This is a genomic window from Algibacter sp. 2305UL17-15, from assembly GCF_040720935.1.
Lineage (GTDB): Bacteria > Bacteroidota > Bacteroidia > Flavobacteriales > Flavobacteriaceae > Jejuia.
Window position 1 is genome coordinate 1 of sequence record NZ_JBFDAE010000007.1, and the last position, 14,858, is coordinate 14,858.

12 protein-coding genes are annotated in these 14,858 nt (G+C 34.8%); 4 read left to right on the forward strand and 8 right to left on the reverse strand.

Annotated features, from left to right (window positions below; translation table 11 throughout):
• Nucleotides 1-545: 545 nt before the first annotated feature.
• From ABXQ82_RS08940 to ABXQ82_RS08975, 8 genes are all read right to left on the reverse strand, one after another.
• Nucleotides 546-1,013, reverse strand: coding sequence for a DUF1801 domain-containing protein (locus tag ABXQ82_RS08940; RefSeq protein WP_367058036.1), 468 nt, complete (start codon nt 1,011-1,013; stop codon nt 546-548).
• Between the two features lie 39 nt (nt 1,014-1,052).
• Nucleotides 1,053-2,840: a chloride channel protein gene (locus tag ABXQ82_RS08945; RefSeq protein WP_367058038.1), complete on the reverse strand. Its 1,788-nt coding sequence runs from the start codon at nt 2,838-2,840 to the stop codon at nt 1,053-1,055.
• Nucleotides 2,841-2,884: 44 nt separating this feature from the next.
• Nucleotides 2,885-4,639 carry an aspartate--tRNA ligase gene (gene aspS, locus ABXQ82_RS08950; RefSeq protein ID WP_367058041.1) on the reverse strand — a complete coding sequence of 585 codons (1,755 nt, stop codon included), beginning with the start codon at nt 4,637-4,639 and terminating at the stop codon, nt 2,885-2,887.
• 201 nt (nt 4,640-4,840) lie between these two features.
• On the reverse strand, nt 4,841-8,374 hold the full coding sequence (locus ABXQ82_RS08955) for an efflux RND transporter permease subunit (RefSeq protein WP_367058044.1): 3,534 nt from the start codon (nt 8,372-8,374) through the stop codon (nt 4,841-4,843).
• A gap of 13 nt (nt 8,375-8,387) precedes the next feature.
• Nucleotides 8,388-8,771: a four helix bundle protein gene (locus tag ABXQ82_RS08960; RefSeq protein WP_367058046.1), complete on the reverse strand. Its 384-nt coding sequence runs from the start codon at nt 8,769-8,771 to the stop codon at nt 8,388-8,390.
• Nucleotides 8,772-8,825: 54 nt separating this feature from the next.
• A complete protein-coding gene (locus ABXQ82_RS08965; RefSeq protein WP_367058049.1) occupies nt 8,826-9,995 on the reverse strand; it encodes an efflux RND transporter periplasmic adaptor subunit in 1,170 nt (389 codons plus the stop codon).
• Between the two features lie 8 nt (nt 9,996-10,003).
• Nucleotides 10,004-11,326 carry a TolC family protein gene (locus ABXQ82_RS08970; protein WP_367058052.1) on the reverse strand — a complete coding sequence of 441 codons (1,323 nt, stop codon included), beginning with the start codon at nt 11,324-11,326 and terminating at the stop codon, nt 10,004-10,006.
• A gap of 2 nt (nt 11,327-11,328) precedes the next feature.
• A complete protein-coding gene (locus ABXQ82_RS08975) occupies nt 11,329-11,934 on the reverse strand; it encodes a TetR/AcrR family transcriptional regulator (RefSeq protein ID WP_367058055.1) in 606 nt (201 codons plus the stop codon).
• 126 nt (nt 11,935-12,060) lie between these two features.
• On the opposite strand from ABXQ82_RS08975, the gene ABXQ82_RS08980 reads away from it, so the two are divergent.
• The 4 genes from ABXQ82_RS08980 to ric all read left to right on the forward strand — a co-directional run bounded on the left by ABXQ82_RS08980 (nt 12,061) and on the right by ric (nt 14,781).
• Complete coding sequence (locus tag ABXQ82_RS08980; protein WP_367058058.1) at nt 12,061-13,035, forward strand: polyprenyl synthetase family protein; 975 nt, start codon at nt 12,061-12,063, stop codon at nt 13,033-13,035.
• Nucleotides 13,035-13,382 carry a hypothetical protein gene (locus tag ABXQ82_RS08985; protein WP_367058061.1) on the forward strand — a complete coding sequence of 116 codons (348 nt, stop codon included), beginning with the start codon at nt 13,035-13,037 and terminating at the stop codon, nt 13,380-13,382. Before ABXQ82_RS08980 ends, ABXQ82_RS08985 begins: the two co-directional genes overlap by 1 nt.
• Before the next feature lie 100 nt (nt 13,383-13,482).
• Nucleotides 13,483-13,917: an Rrf2 family transcriptional regulator gene (locus ABXQ82_RS08990; RefSeq protein ID WP_367058064.1), complete on the forward strand. Its 435-nt coding sequence runs from the start codon at nt 13,483-13,485 to the stop codon at nt 13,915-13,917.
• A 132-nt stretch (nt 13,918-14,049) separates the two neighbouring features.
• The gene (gene ric, locus ABXQ82_RS08995) at nt 14,050-14,781 is read left to right on the forward strand and encodes an iron-sulfur cluster repair di-iron protein (protein ID WP_367058067.1); all 732 of its coding nucleotides are present in this window, start codon (nt 14,050-14,052) and stop codon (nt 14,779-14,781) included.
• Nucleotides 14,782-14,858 lie beyond the last annotated feature (77 nt).

Here is a 14,858-nt window from a genome sequence, read left to right on the forward strand (position 1 = left end):
CTAAATTCTAAATTCTAAATTCTAAATTCTAAATTCTAAATTCTAAATTCTAAATTCTAAATTCTAAATTCTAAATTCTAAATTCTAAATTCTAAATTCTAAATTCTAAATTCTAAATTCTAATTACAGATAGTAACCAAATTGCCAGCTGAATACTGCCAACTGCGGACAAAACCGCGTTAGGGATTGTAGTGGAAAGCCCACAGCGAGGTACGAGCGAGGACTTGGAGCGGAAAGCCCGACCCTTGTGGTAACGCCCAAATATTAATACTTTTTACGACGTTGATTCTCCCTCATTTTATCCAAGTTCTCTTTTGTGAGCATATAATCTTTAAGGTCTTTGTCCTTCCAGCGGTAATATGAAAACAACGGGAAGACCACTAAAAATAATAGGGCAACTCCTGAGCCAATCAGCTTTTGTGAGTTGTCGGATGTTATTATAAATCCAGTCACAATTAAACTTGCCGAGGCGAGGAATAAGATGAATATAAGATATTTCATGGTGTTATTTTCTTGTACAAAGATACTAATAAAACCTCTGGATGTTAAATTCCCAAACTGGGTAGATGTTTTACTTTATGGTAGGTTAGTGCTGCTTTGATGCAGTTTTTTAATGCTTCTTCTGGTATTTCATCTTCTAAATTGAAAACTATAGCTCGTGAACCTTCAAAATTAAAAGTGTTTGTGTACTGAACTTTGAACGTGGACACAAGTTTACTGGTGCATTTAAAATACATAGCGTACTGATTTGGCGTTTTAGCTTTCCAGTCTATTCTAATGGTGCTCCCAATTTTTGTGATATAACTTGGTTCTCCCCATTTTAATGTTTCTTCTAGTTGGGTTATGGTTTCAGTCTCGTTTGCGGTTTCTAAAACGAGTGCTCTTAGGTGTAGCAATTTTTCTTTTATATTTTTTGGATAGTTGTTGAAAACTGTCGCTACTTTTGGGTCTGTATTAAGTTCTATCATTTTAATAAAACGCTTTGGATTGATACTATCATTTATTGAATACAAACATAAGAGGTTTTTAAAACCTGTCAAGTCTGAACAAGTTTATTGCGTTACATTAATTAACTGACGCCTGTAAGCGGTCAACAACTTAGATTTTGAGATGTAACCATAATATTTTCCGTTTTTGATGACTGGTAAATTCCATGCACCACTAGTTTTGAATTTTTTCATGATGTCGTTCATGGAATCTTCGTCGTAATTTATAATGCCATGGTCGGCGTGCATTAAACTTTGAACATCTACTTTATCGTAAAGCTCCGTGTTGAACATCATATGTCTAATATCGTCTAAACGAATGACACCTAAAAATTGATGCGTTTTACTAACCACGGGGAAGTGGTTTCTTGATGATTTGGCTACGGCGTTTTCCAGTACTTCTCGTAGTGTCATTTCGGGTGTTAAAATGATAAAGTTTGTTTCAATCACTTTATCAATTTCCATCATCATCAATACATTTTTGTCTTTATCGTGCGTGATTAATTCCCCACGCTCTGCCAATTTTAATGTGTAAATAGAGTGCGAAATAAAATATTTGGTAATTGAAAAGGATATCGCGGCAACTAGCATTAAGGGCACAAACAACTCGTAACCTCCTGTAATTTCGGCAATTAAGAAAATAGCGGTAAGTGGGGCGTGTAAGACACCTGCCATTAAACCCGTCATCCCAATTAAAGTGAAATTGGATTCCGAAACATGAAAATCTAATCCCATATTATTTATCACCTTAGCAAAGGCATTTCCTAAAGCGCTACCCATAACCAGCGTTGGAATAAACACACCACCAACACCTCCTGCGCCAAAGGTGGTGGTCATGGCAATGGCCTTAAAAATTGTAATACCTAAAAGTAGGCCAATGACAATCCAAATATTCTCTAAATCGAAATTAAAAGGCGTGTTGCCAATGGCGGCTAAATGATCTCCTTTTAATAGGTTGTTCATAATACCATAACCCTCACCGTAAAGTGGCGGAATGATATATAGCATGGTGCCAATAGCTAAACCACCGATTATTAGCCTCTTTGCACGGCTTTCAAATCGTTTGAAAAAATTGGTAATTCCGAAAAATACTTTTGAAAAATAGACGGACATTAAGCCGGTTACGACCCCTAAAACGGTGTAAAAACCAATGTCGTTTATTTGAAATTTATCTATGAGTTCAAAGCGTAATAGCACATCTGTACCCAAGAAAAAATAGGAGGTGACTACTGCTGAAACCGATGCCAGTAAAAGCGGTACAAGTGATGCGAATGCAATATCTAAACTAAAAATCTCAATAGCGAAAATGATAGCTGCAATAGGTGCTTTAAACATAGATGCCATAGCACCTGCTGCCGCACAACCAATGAGCAACATTCTTGTTTTTGTGTTCATGTGGAACAATCGTGCTGCGTTGGAACCTAATGCTGCACCAACGCTTACCGCTGGCCCTTGCAACCCTACAGAACCACCAAAGCCAACCGTTAAGGGTGCGGTAATTAGAGCTGCATAAATATTATATCTGGGAATAATGCCGTTAAGTTTTGAAATGGCGTGAAGCGTTGTAGAAATACCATGGCCAATATGTTTTTTTAACCATGTTTGTTTGATAATGTAAACGAGCAATAAGCCAATTATTGGTAACACAAAATAGAGCGATGTTTGGTAGTCTTTAAACACGTAGTCGCCAAAAAGTGAACGTATAGTGTGCGTGAGGTTTTTTAGCATAACCGTACCCATTCCCGCAAGAAAGCCAACAAGAATACTTAGCATGTATATAAATTGACGTTCGGAAATATGTTTGTATTTCCAAATTAAAAATTTACGTAAGATGCTTTTAAAACTCTTAGCCATTTTTTAAAACTACTAAAAAATCCTGCAAAAGCAGGATTTTAAAATTATGATTTCAAATTAAGTTGTAAACCTAATTCTGTTAACTGTTCATCATCAATTGCAGCGGGAGCGTCTATCATCACATCGCGCCCAGAATTGTTTTTTGGGAATGCAATAAAATCACGGATGGTTTCTTGTCCGCCCAAAATAGCCACCAATCTATCCAGTCCAAAGGCTAAACCGCCATGAGGTGGCGCGCCATATTGAAAGGCATCCATTAAAAATCCGAACTGTGCTTTGGCTTCTTCAGGTGTAAACCCTAAATAATCGAACATCAAGGACTGTGTTTGCTTATCGTGAATACGAATGGAGCCTCCTCCAATTTCATTACCGTTTAATACCAAATCATAAGCATTGGCTTTAACTTCGCCTGGATTTGTTTTTAATAACTCTAACTGTCCTGGTTTTGGCGAGGTAAATGGATGATGCATGGCGTGGTAGCGTTCTGTGTTTTCATCCCATTCCAATAACGGGAAATCCATAACCCAAAGCGGCGCAAACTCTTTAGGATTGCGTAATCCTAAACGTTCTGCTAATTCCATACGTAAGGCACTTAATTGCGCTCTTACTTTATTAGTATTTCCAGAAAGCACACAAATTAAATCGCCCGGTTTTGCACCTGTAACTTCTGCCCATTTTCTTAAATCGTCTTGGTCGTAGAATTTATCTACTGAAGATTTAAAAGTCCCATCATCATTACATCTAGAATAGATCATGCCTAAAGCACCAACTTGTGGACGTTTTACCCAGTCAATTAATTTATCGATTTCTTTTCTTGTGTAACTGTTTCCTCCGGGAACTGCAATCCCGACTACTAATTCAGCATTATTAAAAACACCAAAATCTTTGTGTTGAGCTACTTCGTTTAATTCTCCAAACTGCATTCCAAAACGAATGTCTGGTTTATCATTTCCATACAAACGCATCGCATCATCATATAATAATCTTGGGAATTTTTCAACGTCAACACCATTAACTTCTTTTAATAAATGGCGGGTCAACCCTTCAAAAGCATTTAAAATATCTTCTTGTTCAATAAACGCCATTTCACAATCTATTTGTGTGAATTCAGGTTGTCTGTCGGCACGTAAATCTTCATCCCTAAAACATTTTACAATCTGAAAATATTTATCCATACCGCCAACCATCAGCAGTTGCTTGAAGGTTTGTGGCGATTGTGGTAAGGCATAAAACTGACCTTCATTCATTCTAGAAGGGACCACAAAATCGCGGGCGCCCTCAGGCGTTGACTTTATTAAATAGGGTGTTTCAACTTCAATAAACCCTTCTTTAGAAAGATAATTGCGGACTTCTTGTGTAACCTTATGTCTAAAAATCAAGCTGTTTTTTACTGGGTTTCGACGAATATCCAAATAGCGATATTTCATTCTGATATCTTCACCACCATCGGTTTTGTCTTCAATGGTGAAAGGTGGCAAAATTGATTCGTTTAAAACTTTTAATTCTGAAACTAAAATTTCAATATCTCCTGTTGGAATATTTGCATTTTTTGAAGCGCGTTCAATCACTTTTCCCTTCACCTGAATGACAAATTCCCGGCCCAAATTTTGAGCTTGATCTATAAGGTCTTTTGAAGTGCGCTCTTCATCAAAAACCAATTGCGTTATGCCGTAACGGTCTCTTAAATCTACCCAAACAATAAAACCTTTATCTCTAGATTTTTGAACCCAACCTGCTAAGGTTACTTCTGTATTAATATGTGCAGCGCTTAATTCGCCGCAATTATGACTTCTGTACATTATCGTGAAAATTGAGGTGCAAATTTACATAAGATATATGATTATCATGGTATTTACTTATTGAATTTGATGTTCTGTTAATGAGATTCTGAAACAAGTTCAGAATGACTAAGTCAAAATGAAAAGAGCCACAATAAATTAGTGGCTCTTTCCAGTATAATAATTGAATTAGTCAAACTATTAAAAAATTTCTATTTGATTTTATACTTCTTCAAGTTGTTTATCCATATAAAAAGTTTGTTCTTGAACAACTAGATTTCTATCTGCAGTTCTGTTTTTAAATAGATTCATTTTTAATTTTGTTATTAAAAAGAATAGAATAGGAACCACAATAAGCGTTAAAAATGTTGCTATAAATAGACCATAAATAACGGTCCATGCCAATGGTCCCCAGAAAATTACGTTATCACCACCTACGTAAATATTGGCATCAAACTCACTAAATAAGGTAAAGAAATTGATATTTAGACCTGTTGCTAAAGGAATCAATCCTAAAATAGTTGTAATCGCAGTTAACAATACAGGACGTAAACGTGCTTTTCCGCCTTTTACGATGGCTTCAACTAAATCTTCCTTGAGCAAATATTGATCGTCTTCTAAATCGAGCTTTACTTTTCTTCTGTCTATTAAAAGTTGGGTGTAATCGAGTAATACCACACCGTTGTTCACTACAATTCCAGCGAGGGAAATAATTCCCATCATGGTCATCATAATTACAAAGGCACTTCCTGTTATTACAATGCCTCCAAATACACCAATTAAACTCAAGAAAATAGCCAACATAATGATAGCCGGTTTTGAAACCGAATTAAATTGGAATATCAATATGAAGAAAATTAAGCCTAAACCAGTAAAGAACGCACCCATTAAGAATGCCATTTGTTTGTTTTGTTCTTCAATTTGACCTGTATAATTAATTTTTACGCTATCAGGTTGTTCAGTAAACCCTTGCATTTCATTTTGAATTTTTGAAACAATTGCTGCAGCATCTGTAAAACCAGGCGCTAAAGCAGAGTATAAAGTTACCACACGCTTTACTTCTCTGTGTTTTATGGCACTAAAACCAGAATTATTGGTTTGTTTGGCAACGGTAGAGACAGGGATTTCTTTTATTTGTCCAGAAGCCATGTCCCTAAATGTGATTCTCTGGTTGAAAAGCGCACTAGTGTTATAGCGGTTTTCTTCATTAAAACGGACATAGATATCATAATCTTCACCTTCTTTTTTATAAATCCCAGCTTTTGCCCCAAAAATAGAGTTTCGTAATTGTTGTCCAACCTGTCCTGAAGTGACGCCTAATTCACCAGCTTTTTTTCTGTCAACTACTACTTGCATTGAAGGTTTAGACTTGTTCACGTCAATTTTTAACTCATCAATCCCTTGTATGTTTTTAGTATTGATATAATCACGCATTTTTTCAGCAGTAGCAATCAACTCAGAATAGTCTTCTCCTTTTAATTCTAAGTTTATAGGATAACCTGCTGGAGGTCCAACCGCATCTTTTTCAACTGAAATGGCAACCCCAGGATAAATGCCCTTTAAATCTTCTTGTACTTTTTTAAGCAACACATTACTATCGGCACCATCCCTGAATTTATACTCTCTCATGGTGGCTGTTATTTTTCCACGATGCGGCATTTCAGCAGCAGAACCACCATCAGTTTGTGGATTTCCTGCGCCTTCGCCCACTTGAGAAACTGCACTTTCGGTTAAGAAATTGAAATCTCCGTGCATATAAGCTTCGTCATTGATGATTTTATAAACGCGTTCTTCAATGTCTTTAGTAATGGCATTTGTTTTTTTAATATCTGTACCTTCAGGATATTCAATGTAAACTATAATTTGATTTGGCGTGTTATCTGGGAAGAATTCCACTTTTGTCCGTTGACTTCCAACGGAAGCACCAAAGCCCATAAAAGCTACAATTAGCAAAACAAAAGTGCCAATGGTGATTAGTGCAGGTTTTTTTCCACTTAACGCAAAGCGAAGTGATTTTTCGTAAGCACGTTCCCAACGTGGTAAGATTTTATTTTGAAAACCATTGGCCCAATTTCTCAAGAACAAACGATACGCCCAAAGTAAGATGATTGAAAAAATCATGACACTTCCTAAACCACGGGCACTTCCTCCGAAAATTAAAATTAATAATCCGATACCGCCAATAATTGCAGAAAGTTTGATGATATTTTTATACGGCATTTCTTTGTCTTCAATAGTCATGTATCGGGATACCAAAACGGAATTGAAAAATATGGCCACAAATAATGAAGACCCTAAAACAACCGAAAGTGTGATTGGGAAGTAAATCATAAACTGTCCCATAACCCCGGGCCAAAGCCCAAGTGGAATAAATGCAGCGACAGTTGTGGCGGTAGAAATAATAATAGGAAATGCAATTTCACCAATGCCTTTTTTAGCAGCTTCAATGCGGCTCATGCCTTCATCAGACATTAAACGATAGGCGTTTTCTACGACAACAATTCCATTATCTACAAGCATACCAAGTCCCATAATTAAACCAAAAAGAATCATAGTGTTCATGGTATAGCCCAAATAATTCAATATCATAAGCGACATAAACATGGACATAGGAATGGCAAAACCGACAAATAAGGCGTTTTTAAATCCTAAAAAGAACATTAAAACGGTAACTACGAGAATAATCCCGAAGATGATATTGTTTACCAAATCATCCACCTGACCAATGGTTTTTGCTGATTGATCGTTAGCTATAGTAACGGTTAAATCTGGTGGAAATACATTTTCTACTGCGTCATCCTTGATTTTTTGAATTTTTTCCGCAGCAGCAACCATATTTTTACCAGCACGTTTTTTTACATCTAGCATCACAACTGGATGTCCAAACTCTCTAGCATATGTGGTTTTGTCTTCATCTTTAAATGTCACTTTTGCAACATCCCTTAAATAAATAGGGTTTCCTTTTTCGGATTTTACAACAAAATTCTCTAGTTCTTTTGGGTCTTCAATTTCACCTATAATACGAATGGTACGACGCTGTCCGCTACTTATTAAATTACCGGCAGACATGGTCATGTTTTCCCTGCTAATGGTGTTGATGATGTCATCAAAACTTACCTGGGCAGCCATCATTTTATAAATATCAACGGCTACTTCAACTTCCTTTTCTTGTGCGCCACGAATATCTACCTGCTTGATTTCTTCAAGCCCTTCAATTTCATCTTCTAAATATTCGCCAAATTCTTTAAGTTTATCAACTGGGTAATCGCCCGAAATATTGATGTTTAGTATCGGGATTTCTTCAGACATACTCAAGTCGAATATATTAGGTTCAACCTTTGCGCCATTAAATGTTGGCCAATCCTCACCTGAAGTTTCAGAATCTATCTCATCTTTTACCTTTTGTTTTGCCGCTTCAACAGTAATGTTTTCGTCAAATTCAACAACAACTATAGAGTAATCTTCCTGTGATGTTGAGGTTATTTCAATTACGTTACTTACCGTTTTGAGTTTGTCCTCAATAGGGTCGGTAATTAGCTTTTCAATATCTTCGGCAGTATTTCCTGGATATACAGAACTAATGTAGATTTTAGTTTCTTTAATCTCTGGGAAGTTCTCACGCGGCATGCTAAAGTAAGCTCCAGCACCTAACACCAAAATAAGCGCGATTAAAACATACATGGTGGTTTTGTTGTTGATGGCCCATGAGGAGAGTGCGAATTCTTTATCTACTTTCTTTTTATTTTTATCAGTCATTAGTTTTTAGTCATTAGTTGTTAGAATTACCCTTATTGGTTTTCAGGTATTTTTGAAGTCCAGAGGTCATTTTTGATAATTCTTCAAGTCGGAGTCTGTTGTCGTAATCTGCATCTTCACTTAGATAATTTAGTCTTTTAGCTATTGTTGAACAGACAACACATTCTTTTATAGAGCCATTGGAAATATTTAAAAACCTATTGAATTGAGCATTAGTGTCTCCCGAGCCTTCTGCAATATTTAGTGCAATGGAAACTGATGCTCTTTTGAATTGAGAACTTAGTGCGTAATCTTCACTTTTCGGAAACTTGTTAGTCTGTTTGTATGCGCTATCTATGAAATCAAGAGATTTTTGATAAACCTTTAAATCTTCAAAGTTGAATTTAATTTCTTTCATGTTTTTTAATTTTAATTTTCTAAAAACTAGAGTCTAAAAACTAGAGTCTAAAAACTACTGACTGATTAGAATCTTCACTTCCTGTCCATCCTTAACACTTCTTGCACCTTCATCAATAATTTCGTCTCCATTTTTGATTCCAGAAAGCACTTCAATATTATCGCCTTGCGTTTTTCCAGTCTCTATAATTGCACGTTTTGCTTTGGCTTTTTTGTCTGCTTTATCCGAAATTGTGTAAACGAATTGTTCGCCTTCAGCATTTTCAGAAATGATACTTTGAGGGATTAAAATTGCAGTATTGTTGGTGTAATCGTTTATCTTAAGTTTTGCGGTAAGATTTGGTTTTACCGTGATGCCTTTATTTGGAAGGGCAATTTCAACTTTAAAGGTTCTATTTGCAGGATTGATAAAGTTTCCTGCTTGACGCACTTTTGCATCTACTTCTTTTCCCAAAACTGGAAAGTTCACTTTTACAGATTTACCTGGAACTATTTCTGAAACATATGCTTCTGGTACATCTGTTTCAACATACATGTCATCTAAATTCACTATTCTGAATAATTGAGATTGCCCAGGAGCAACTACACTTCCTTGTTCTGTTATCACATCATCAATGGTTCCGGAAAAAGGTGCTCTAGCCAAGGTTTTTCCAACTTGTTGTTGTAATTGATTTACTGCCTGTTGTTGCGCTTCGTAAGTGGATTTGGCTTGTAAATATTGAATTTCACTCCCAATTTTTTGTTCCCAAAGACGCGCTTGTCGTTCAAAAGTGGTTTTTGCCAATTCGGTTTGAATTTTTACTTGTGCCAATTGCTGACTTAAACCGCCATCGTCAATCTTGGCAAGCGTTTGTCCCTTGCGAACTTTTTGTCCCTCTTTAACATAAACGTTACTTAAAACGCCGCCATACTCTGCAGTTATTACCACATTTTGTTTTGTGCTTACATTGCCTTGTAATTCTACAAAGTGATTAAAAACACCTTCTTTAGCTGTAATTGTCGTTATTAATGGAATTTTTTCCTGTGGGTCTAAAGTTTTAATTTCTTTTTCTAATTGTTTCAGCTGCGCTGAAATTTCTTGAACTTTTACATCCAACTCCGTTTTCTTTTGTCTCATTAGCTCTAAATCATTTGAAGCAATAATATCTTCAACGGATTTGTTTTTGTCCCCGCCACATGAAGTCAATATAATGGCGCTAATAAATAGTATATATAAATGTTTCATGGTCGTAGTTATTTAATATTTAATAAGTTTTTAAGAGTTGCTTTTTTATTGATAACGTCTATAATGGACTGTAAATATTCTTGTTGGCTGCCGTATAATTGCATTTGTGCCTGTCTTAAATCGAAGCTGCTGGCAATACCTTCCTTATATTTTACGGTGTTTTTCTTTTCGATTTTCTCGGCTAATGCTAAGTTTTTTTGCTTGTTGGCATAGGTTTCAATGGCTAGATTGTATTCGTTTTTAGCATTTCTGAATTCAAGAGTTAATTGGTTTTCTTCAATTATGAGATTGTTTTTTGCAACATCCCATTCTACTTTTGCTTTTTGTCTTTTTGATTTTCCGCCGAAAGAACTAAAAATGGGGAACGTAATGCTAACACCACCTATCGTTGTGAATAACCAATCCTGTTCTTTTCTAAAATAATTTGAAAAAGAATCGCTATACCCCAAGTAATTTGAAGTTACAAACGCATTGATTTTTGGTAGCTGATTAGATCTTTCAAGCTTGTATTCTAAACCTTTGCTTACGGCTTCATTTGCTGCAATCTTGTAGTCGATATTATTGGTTACGGAATGTTCGTTGCTGATCAATTCCAACGAAATATTTTCAGCAATTAAATCGTCAAGTGTATCTGTTAAGGTAATAGGCCCGTTTGGATCTATGCCCAAAAGAATTTTTACATAACCTTTAGAAATATCGTAAAGTGTTTCTAGGTTTTTAAGGTTTATTTCAAGGCTGTTCAATGTTAATTGCAATTGCTCTACATCTTCCTCTTCTGTTAAACCATTTTCGAAGATTTTGGTAGTTTCCTCTAAATTAGATTGTAAAACGTCAATGTTGTTTTTTGTAATTTCTATACTTTCCTTGGTTAATAATGCATTGTTATACGCATTAACCATTTGATTCTCCACTTCATTTGTGGTTTTGTTTTTTGCGTTCTCAGTTATTTCTAAAAACACTTTATTAGATTGTAATCCAACAATATACCCACCGTCAAAAAGTAATTGTGATAAGGTGATACTGGGCGTTAAATTATGCTTCGGAAAGAAAAACCTAAATGAGCTGTCTTCTGGTAATGAGTTAATATCAAAAGGTGTCTTTAGATAGATAGAATAATCTACCGCACCATTAATTTGTGGTAATCCACGAGCTGTAGTTTCCCAAACTTGATGTTTTGCTGCCAGTATATTTAAATCGGCATTTTTTATATGTCTGTTATTCTCTAAGGCATAATTTATCGCTTCTTGTAGCGAAAAACTTTGGGGCGTTTCTTGAGCAAACACCCCAATAGAGATTAATAAACTAAAACATAGTATTAGTTTGTGTTTCATTTTTATGATTGATTAGAATTGATGTAATTAGTTACTATTTCTAAGCCTTTTGGCGTACAGATACCTCGTAAATGATATTCTAGGTAGTTGTTCATCAGCATAGGCATTGAAAATTTATCCTCAGGAAACAAGTCTTTGTCTTTAATAACTATCATAGCGTTAAAATAGATTCTTGAAATAAAATCCATATGTATGGTGTCTCTATATAGACCAAGTTGAATACCTCTGTTAAGGTTATTGGTAACACAATCTTGCATGGTGCAAAATTGTTTTTCCTTTAAGGTTTTAAAAATTCTTGGGTAATACTTTTGAAGCTGATATTGCGGAGATGATTTCTCGTTCTTAAGATGCTCCATTATAAATTGTTTAATGCTATAAATTTCTTCGATAGGATTTTTTTCTAAAGCACAAATGTGATTGATGCCTTCGGAAATAAACTCAAATAATTGTAGTGTTGAAGCCTGAACCAACTTTGTTTTATTATCAAAGTGTTGATATATGGTTTTTTTAGATATACCCAGTTTATTGGCTATATCATCCATTGTGACACTTTTAAACCCGTAGTTTAAAAACAAATCAGTAGCTCCAATTAGAATTTTTTCTCTCATAATCGAGTGCAAATATAGGTATGGAAACTTTAGAAACAAAAAAAGTTTCCAAAGTTTTAATGATTATTTAACATATCCTTTAAGTTGAAGTTATTTAAGTATGTTAAAATCCATTATTTTTGCGCAATGCTTTCAATAGAAAAATACCAAGACCAATTTATTGCTTATTTACAAGACTATTCAGTAATCAAGGAGCCTAAAAATCTTTATGAGCCTATTGATTATATATTAGGTTTAGGAGGCAAGAGGTTAAGACCCGTATTAACTTTAATGACCGCTGATATTTTTAACGGCGATTATAAAAAAGCATTACATGCAGCGTTGAGTGTTGAGGTGTTTCACAACTTTTCTTTAGTGCATGATGATATTATGGACGATGCACCATTGAGAAGAGGACAGCAAACGGTTCATGAAAAATGGGATGTTAATACTGGAATTCTTTCAGGTGATGCGATGTTGATTATGGCATATCAATTATTTGAAAATTATGATGCGACTACATTTCAGGCTTTAGCAAAATTATTTAGTAAAACAGCTTTAGAAGTTTGTGAAGGCCAGCAATATGATGTGGATTTTGAAACCAGAAACAATGTTACCATTCCAGAGTATTTAAAAATGATTGAATATAAAACAGCAGTTTTAGTTGGTGCAGCAATGAAAATGGGAGCTATTGTGGCTGATGCTTCAGAAGATGACCAATATAATATTTATGAATTTGGTAAAAATCTAGGGATTGCATTTCAATTGCAAGATGATTATTTAGATGCCTTTGGCGACCCTAAAACATTTGGAAAACAAGTAGGAGGTGATATTATCGAAAACAAGAAAACCTATTTGTATTTAAAGGCCTTAGAGTTTTCAAATGATGCTGATAAAGTTGAATTAAGTGAATTGTTTGCTTCCGATCCTGAAGATATTTCCACCAAAATAGAAGTGGCTAAACAGTTTTTTGTGACCTCTGGTTCAGCCGAAGCGACAAAAACTGCTATTAAAAATTATACGAATAAAGCCTTTACTGTCTTACAATCTTTACATATTTCAGAAGATAAAAAACAATTACTTAAAACATTTGGTAACAATTTAATGAATAGAACGGTTTAATGCAGTTACCTACTACTTTTAATGGATTGATTGAAGAAGCCAATCAATTGGATCTATACAAAAAATTAATTCTTCAACTTAATAAAGATTTTCTTTTAGCTAATATAGATTTAGACTTTCATGAAGACGTCTTGCCGTCAAGTTTAAAGCTTATACTTCATGAAACGGTGTATAAACTCATTCAAGAAAAGTTTACGGACTATTTGAATCTACTTTATATTATTGATGTTTCAGAAAAGCAAGTCAAGGCTTTAGATGGTGATGATATCTTAAAACTTTCAGAAGACGTTGCCTTTTTAATATTAAAACGCGAATGGCAAAAAGTATGGTATAAAAATCAATTCTAATACCAAATAGATTTTAAAATTCTTCTGTTATCATTTAATTAAGATAAATTTGTCCTAATTAAAATATCTTTATATCTTTGTATCAAATTAATTCAACTCAATGTTTTCAAAAGCTTGTGAATATGGTATTAAAGCAGCAATTTTTATTGCAACCAAATCCTATGAGGGCGTGCGTGTAAGCCCAAAAGAGATTGCAAAGGAAATAGATTCGCCTCAAGCTTTTACAGCAAAAATTTTGCAAGCATTGGTTAGAAACGAGGTTGTAAGTTCTGTAAAAGGGGCGCATGGTGGGTTTGAAATTGATGTGAACAAAATTAAAAGTATTAAATTATCTCAAATTGTAAATGCCATTGATGGTGATAACATTTATAATGGATGCGGATTGGGATTGCACACCTGTGATGAAAACCACCCTTGTCCAGTACACGATAAATTTAAAGTGGTTAGAGATGAATTGAAGTTTATGCTAGAGAATACAAGTTTAGAAGAATTGGCACTGAATATAAAATCGGGTGCTTCGTTTTTAAAAATATAATTTTAAAATAGTTGAAAAGATCCCAATATAAAATTGGGATGAGTTCAACTTACAATTTTCAGTTTGAAAATTGAGTTTCACTCAAAAAAAATTTGAATATAAATAGGATAAAATTATCCGAAATAAATAATTATGGTAACATTACAAAAAGATTCAGAAAAACAAATAGGGCAGTTTGTAGCCGAGGATTATAGAACGGCAGCGGTTTTTTCAAAATATAAAATAGATTTTTGTTGCAACGGCAATAGGTCTGTTGAGGAAGCTTGCGAAAAAAAAGGAATAGATAGCAACGTTTTATTAGATGAACTCCAGAACGTTTTAAACCAAAAAGGTGGAGAATCTATAGATTATAAAGCGTGGCCGTTGGATTTGTTAATCGATTATATTGAAAAAAAACACCACCGTTACGTGGAAGAAAAAATTCCTGTATTGCGTCAGTTTTTGGATAAACTGTGTCGTGTTCATGGCGAGCGTCATCCAGAATTATTGAAAATTAATGAACTGTTTACTGCCTCGGCAGGCGAGTTGGCAGCACATATGAAAAAAGAGGAGCTCATATTATTTCCTTTTGTTAAAAAAATGGTGAATGCTGTTTTAGGGGAAGGCGCCGTACAATCGCCACAGTTTGGAACGGTTGAAAACCCCATTGCAATGATGATGCAAGAGCACGACAACGAAGGCGAACGCTTTAGACAAATTGCAGAACTTACTGATAATTACAATCCGCCAGCAGATGCTTGTAATACTTACAAAGTAACATTTGCTATGCTTGAAGAATTTGAAAAAGATTTGCATTTACACATTCATTTAGAAAACAATATTTTATTCCCTAAGGCCATAAAATTGGAGCAACAATTTGGTTAGTATGTTGTCTTTGGTTTTATTTATCCTAAATTCCAGAAGCGCTAGGTCTTTCTGGAATTTTTAATTTTAACGGATGT

What these genes read in the sequence shown, in the direction of transcription:
- ABXQ82_RS08945 (WP_367058038.1), bottom strand. Translation starts at nt 2,840, where the DNA reads ATGGCTAAGAGTTTTAAAAGCATCTTACGTAAATTTTTAATTTGGAAA.
- aspS (WP_367058041.1), bottom strand. Translation starts at nt 4,639, where the DNA reads ATGTACAGAAGTCATAATTGCGGCGAATTAAGCGCTGCACATATTAAT.
- ABXQ82_RS08955 (WP_367058044.1), bottom strand. Translation starts at nt 8,374, where the DNA reads ATGACTGATAAAAATAAAAAGAAAGTAGATAAAGAATTCGCACTCTCC.
- ABXQ82_RS08960 (WP_367058046.1), bottom strand. Translation starts at nt 8,771, where the DNA reads ATGAAAGAAATTAAATTCAACTTTGAAGATTTAAAGGTTTATCAAAAA.
- ABXQ82_RS08965 (WP_367058049.1), bottom strand. Translation starts at nt 9,995, where the DNA reads ATGAAACATTTATATATACTATTTATTAGCGCCATTATATTGACTTCA.
- ABXQ82_RS08970 (WP_367058052.1), bottom strand. Translation starts at nt 11,326, where the DNA reads ATGAAACACAAACTAATACTATGTTTTAGTTTATTAATCTCTATTGGG.
- ABXQ82_RS08975 (WP_367058055.1), bottom strand. Translation starts at nt 11,934, where the DNA reads ATGAGAGAAAAAATTCTAATTGGAGCTACTGATTTGTTTTTAAACTAC.
- ABXQ82_RS08980 (WP_367058058.1), top strand. Translation starts at nt 12,061, where the DNA reads ATGCTTTCAATAGAAAAATACCAAGACCAATTTATTGCTTATTTACAA.
- ABXQ82_RS08985 (WP_367058061.1), top strand. Translation starts at nt 13,035, where the DNA reads ATGCAGTTACCTACTACTTTTAATGGATTGATTGAAGAAGCCAATCAA.
- ABXQ82_RS08990 (WP_367058064.1), top strand. Translation starts at nt 13,483, where the DNA reads ATGTTTTCAAAAGCTTGTGAATATGGTATTAAAGCAGCAATTTTTATT.
- ric (WP_367058067.1), top strand. Translation starts at nt 14,050, where the DNA reads ATGGTAACATTACAAAAAGATTCAGAAAAACAAATAGGGCAGTTTGTA.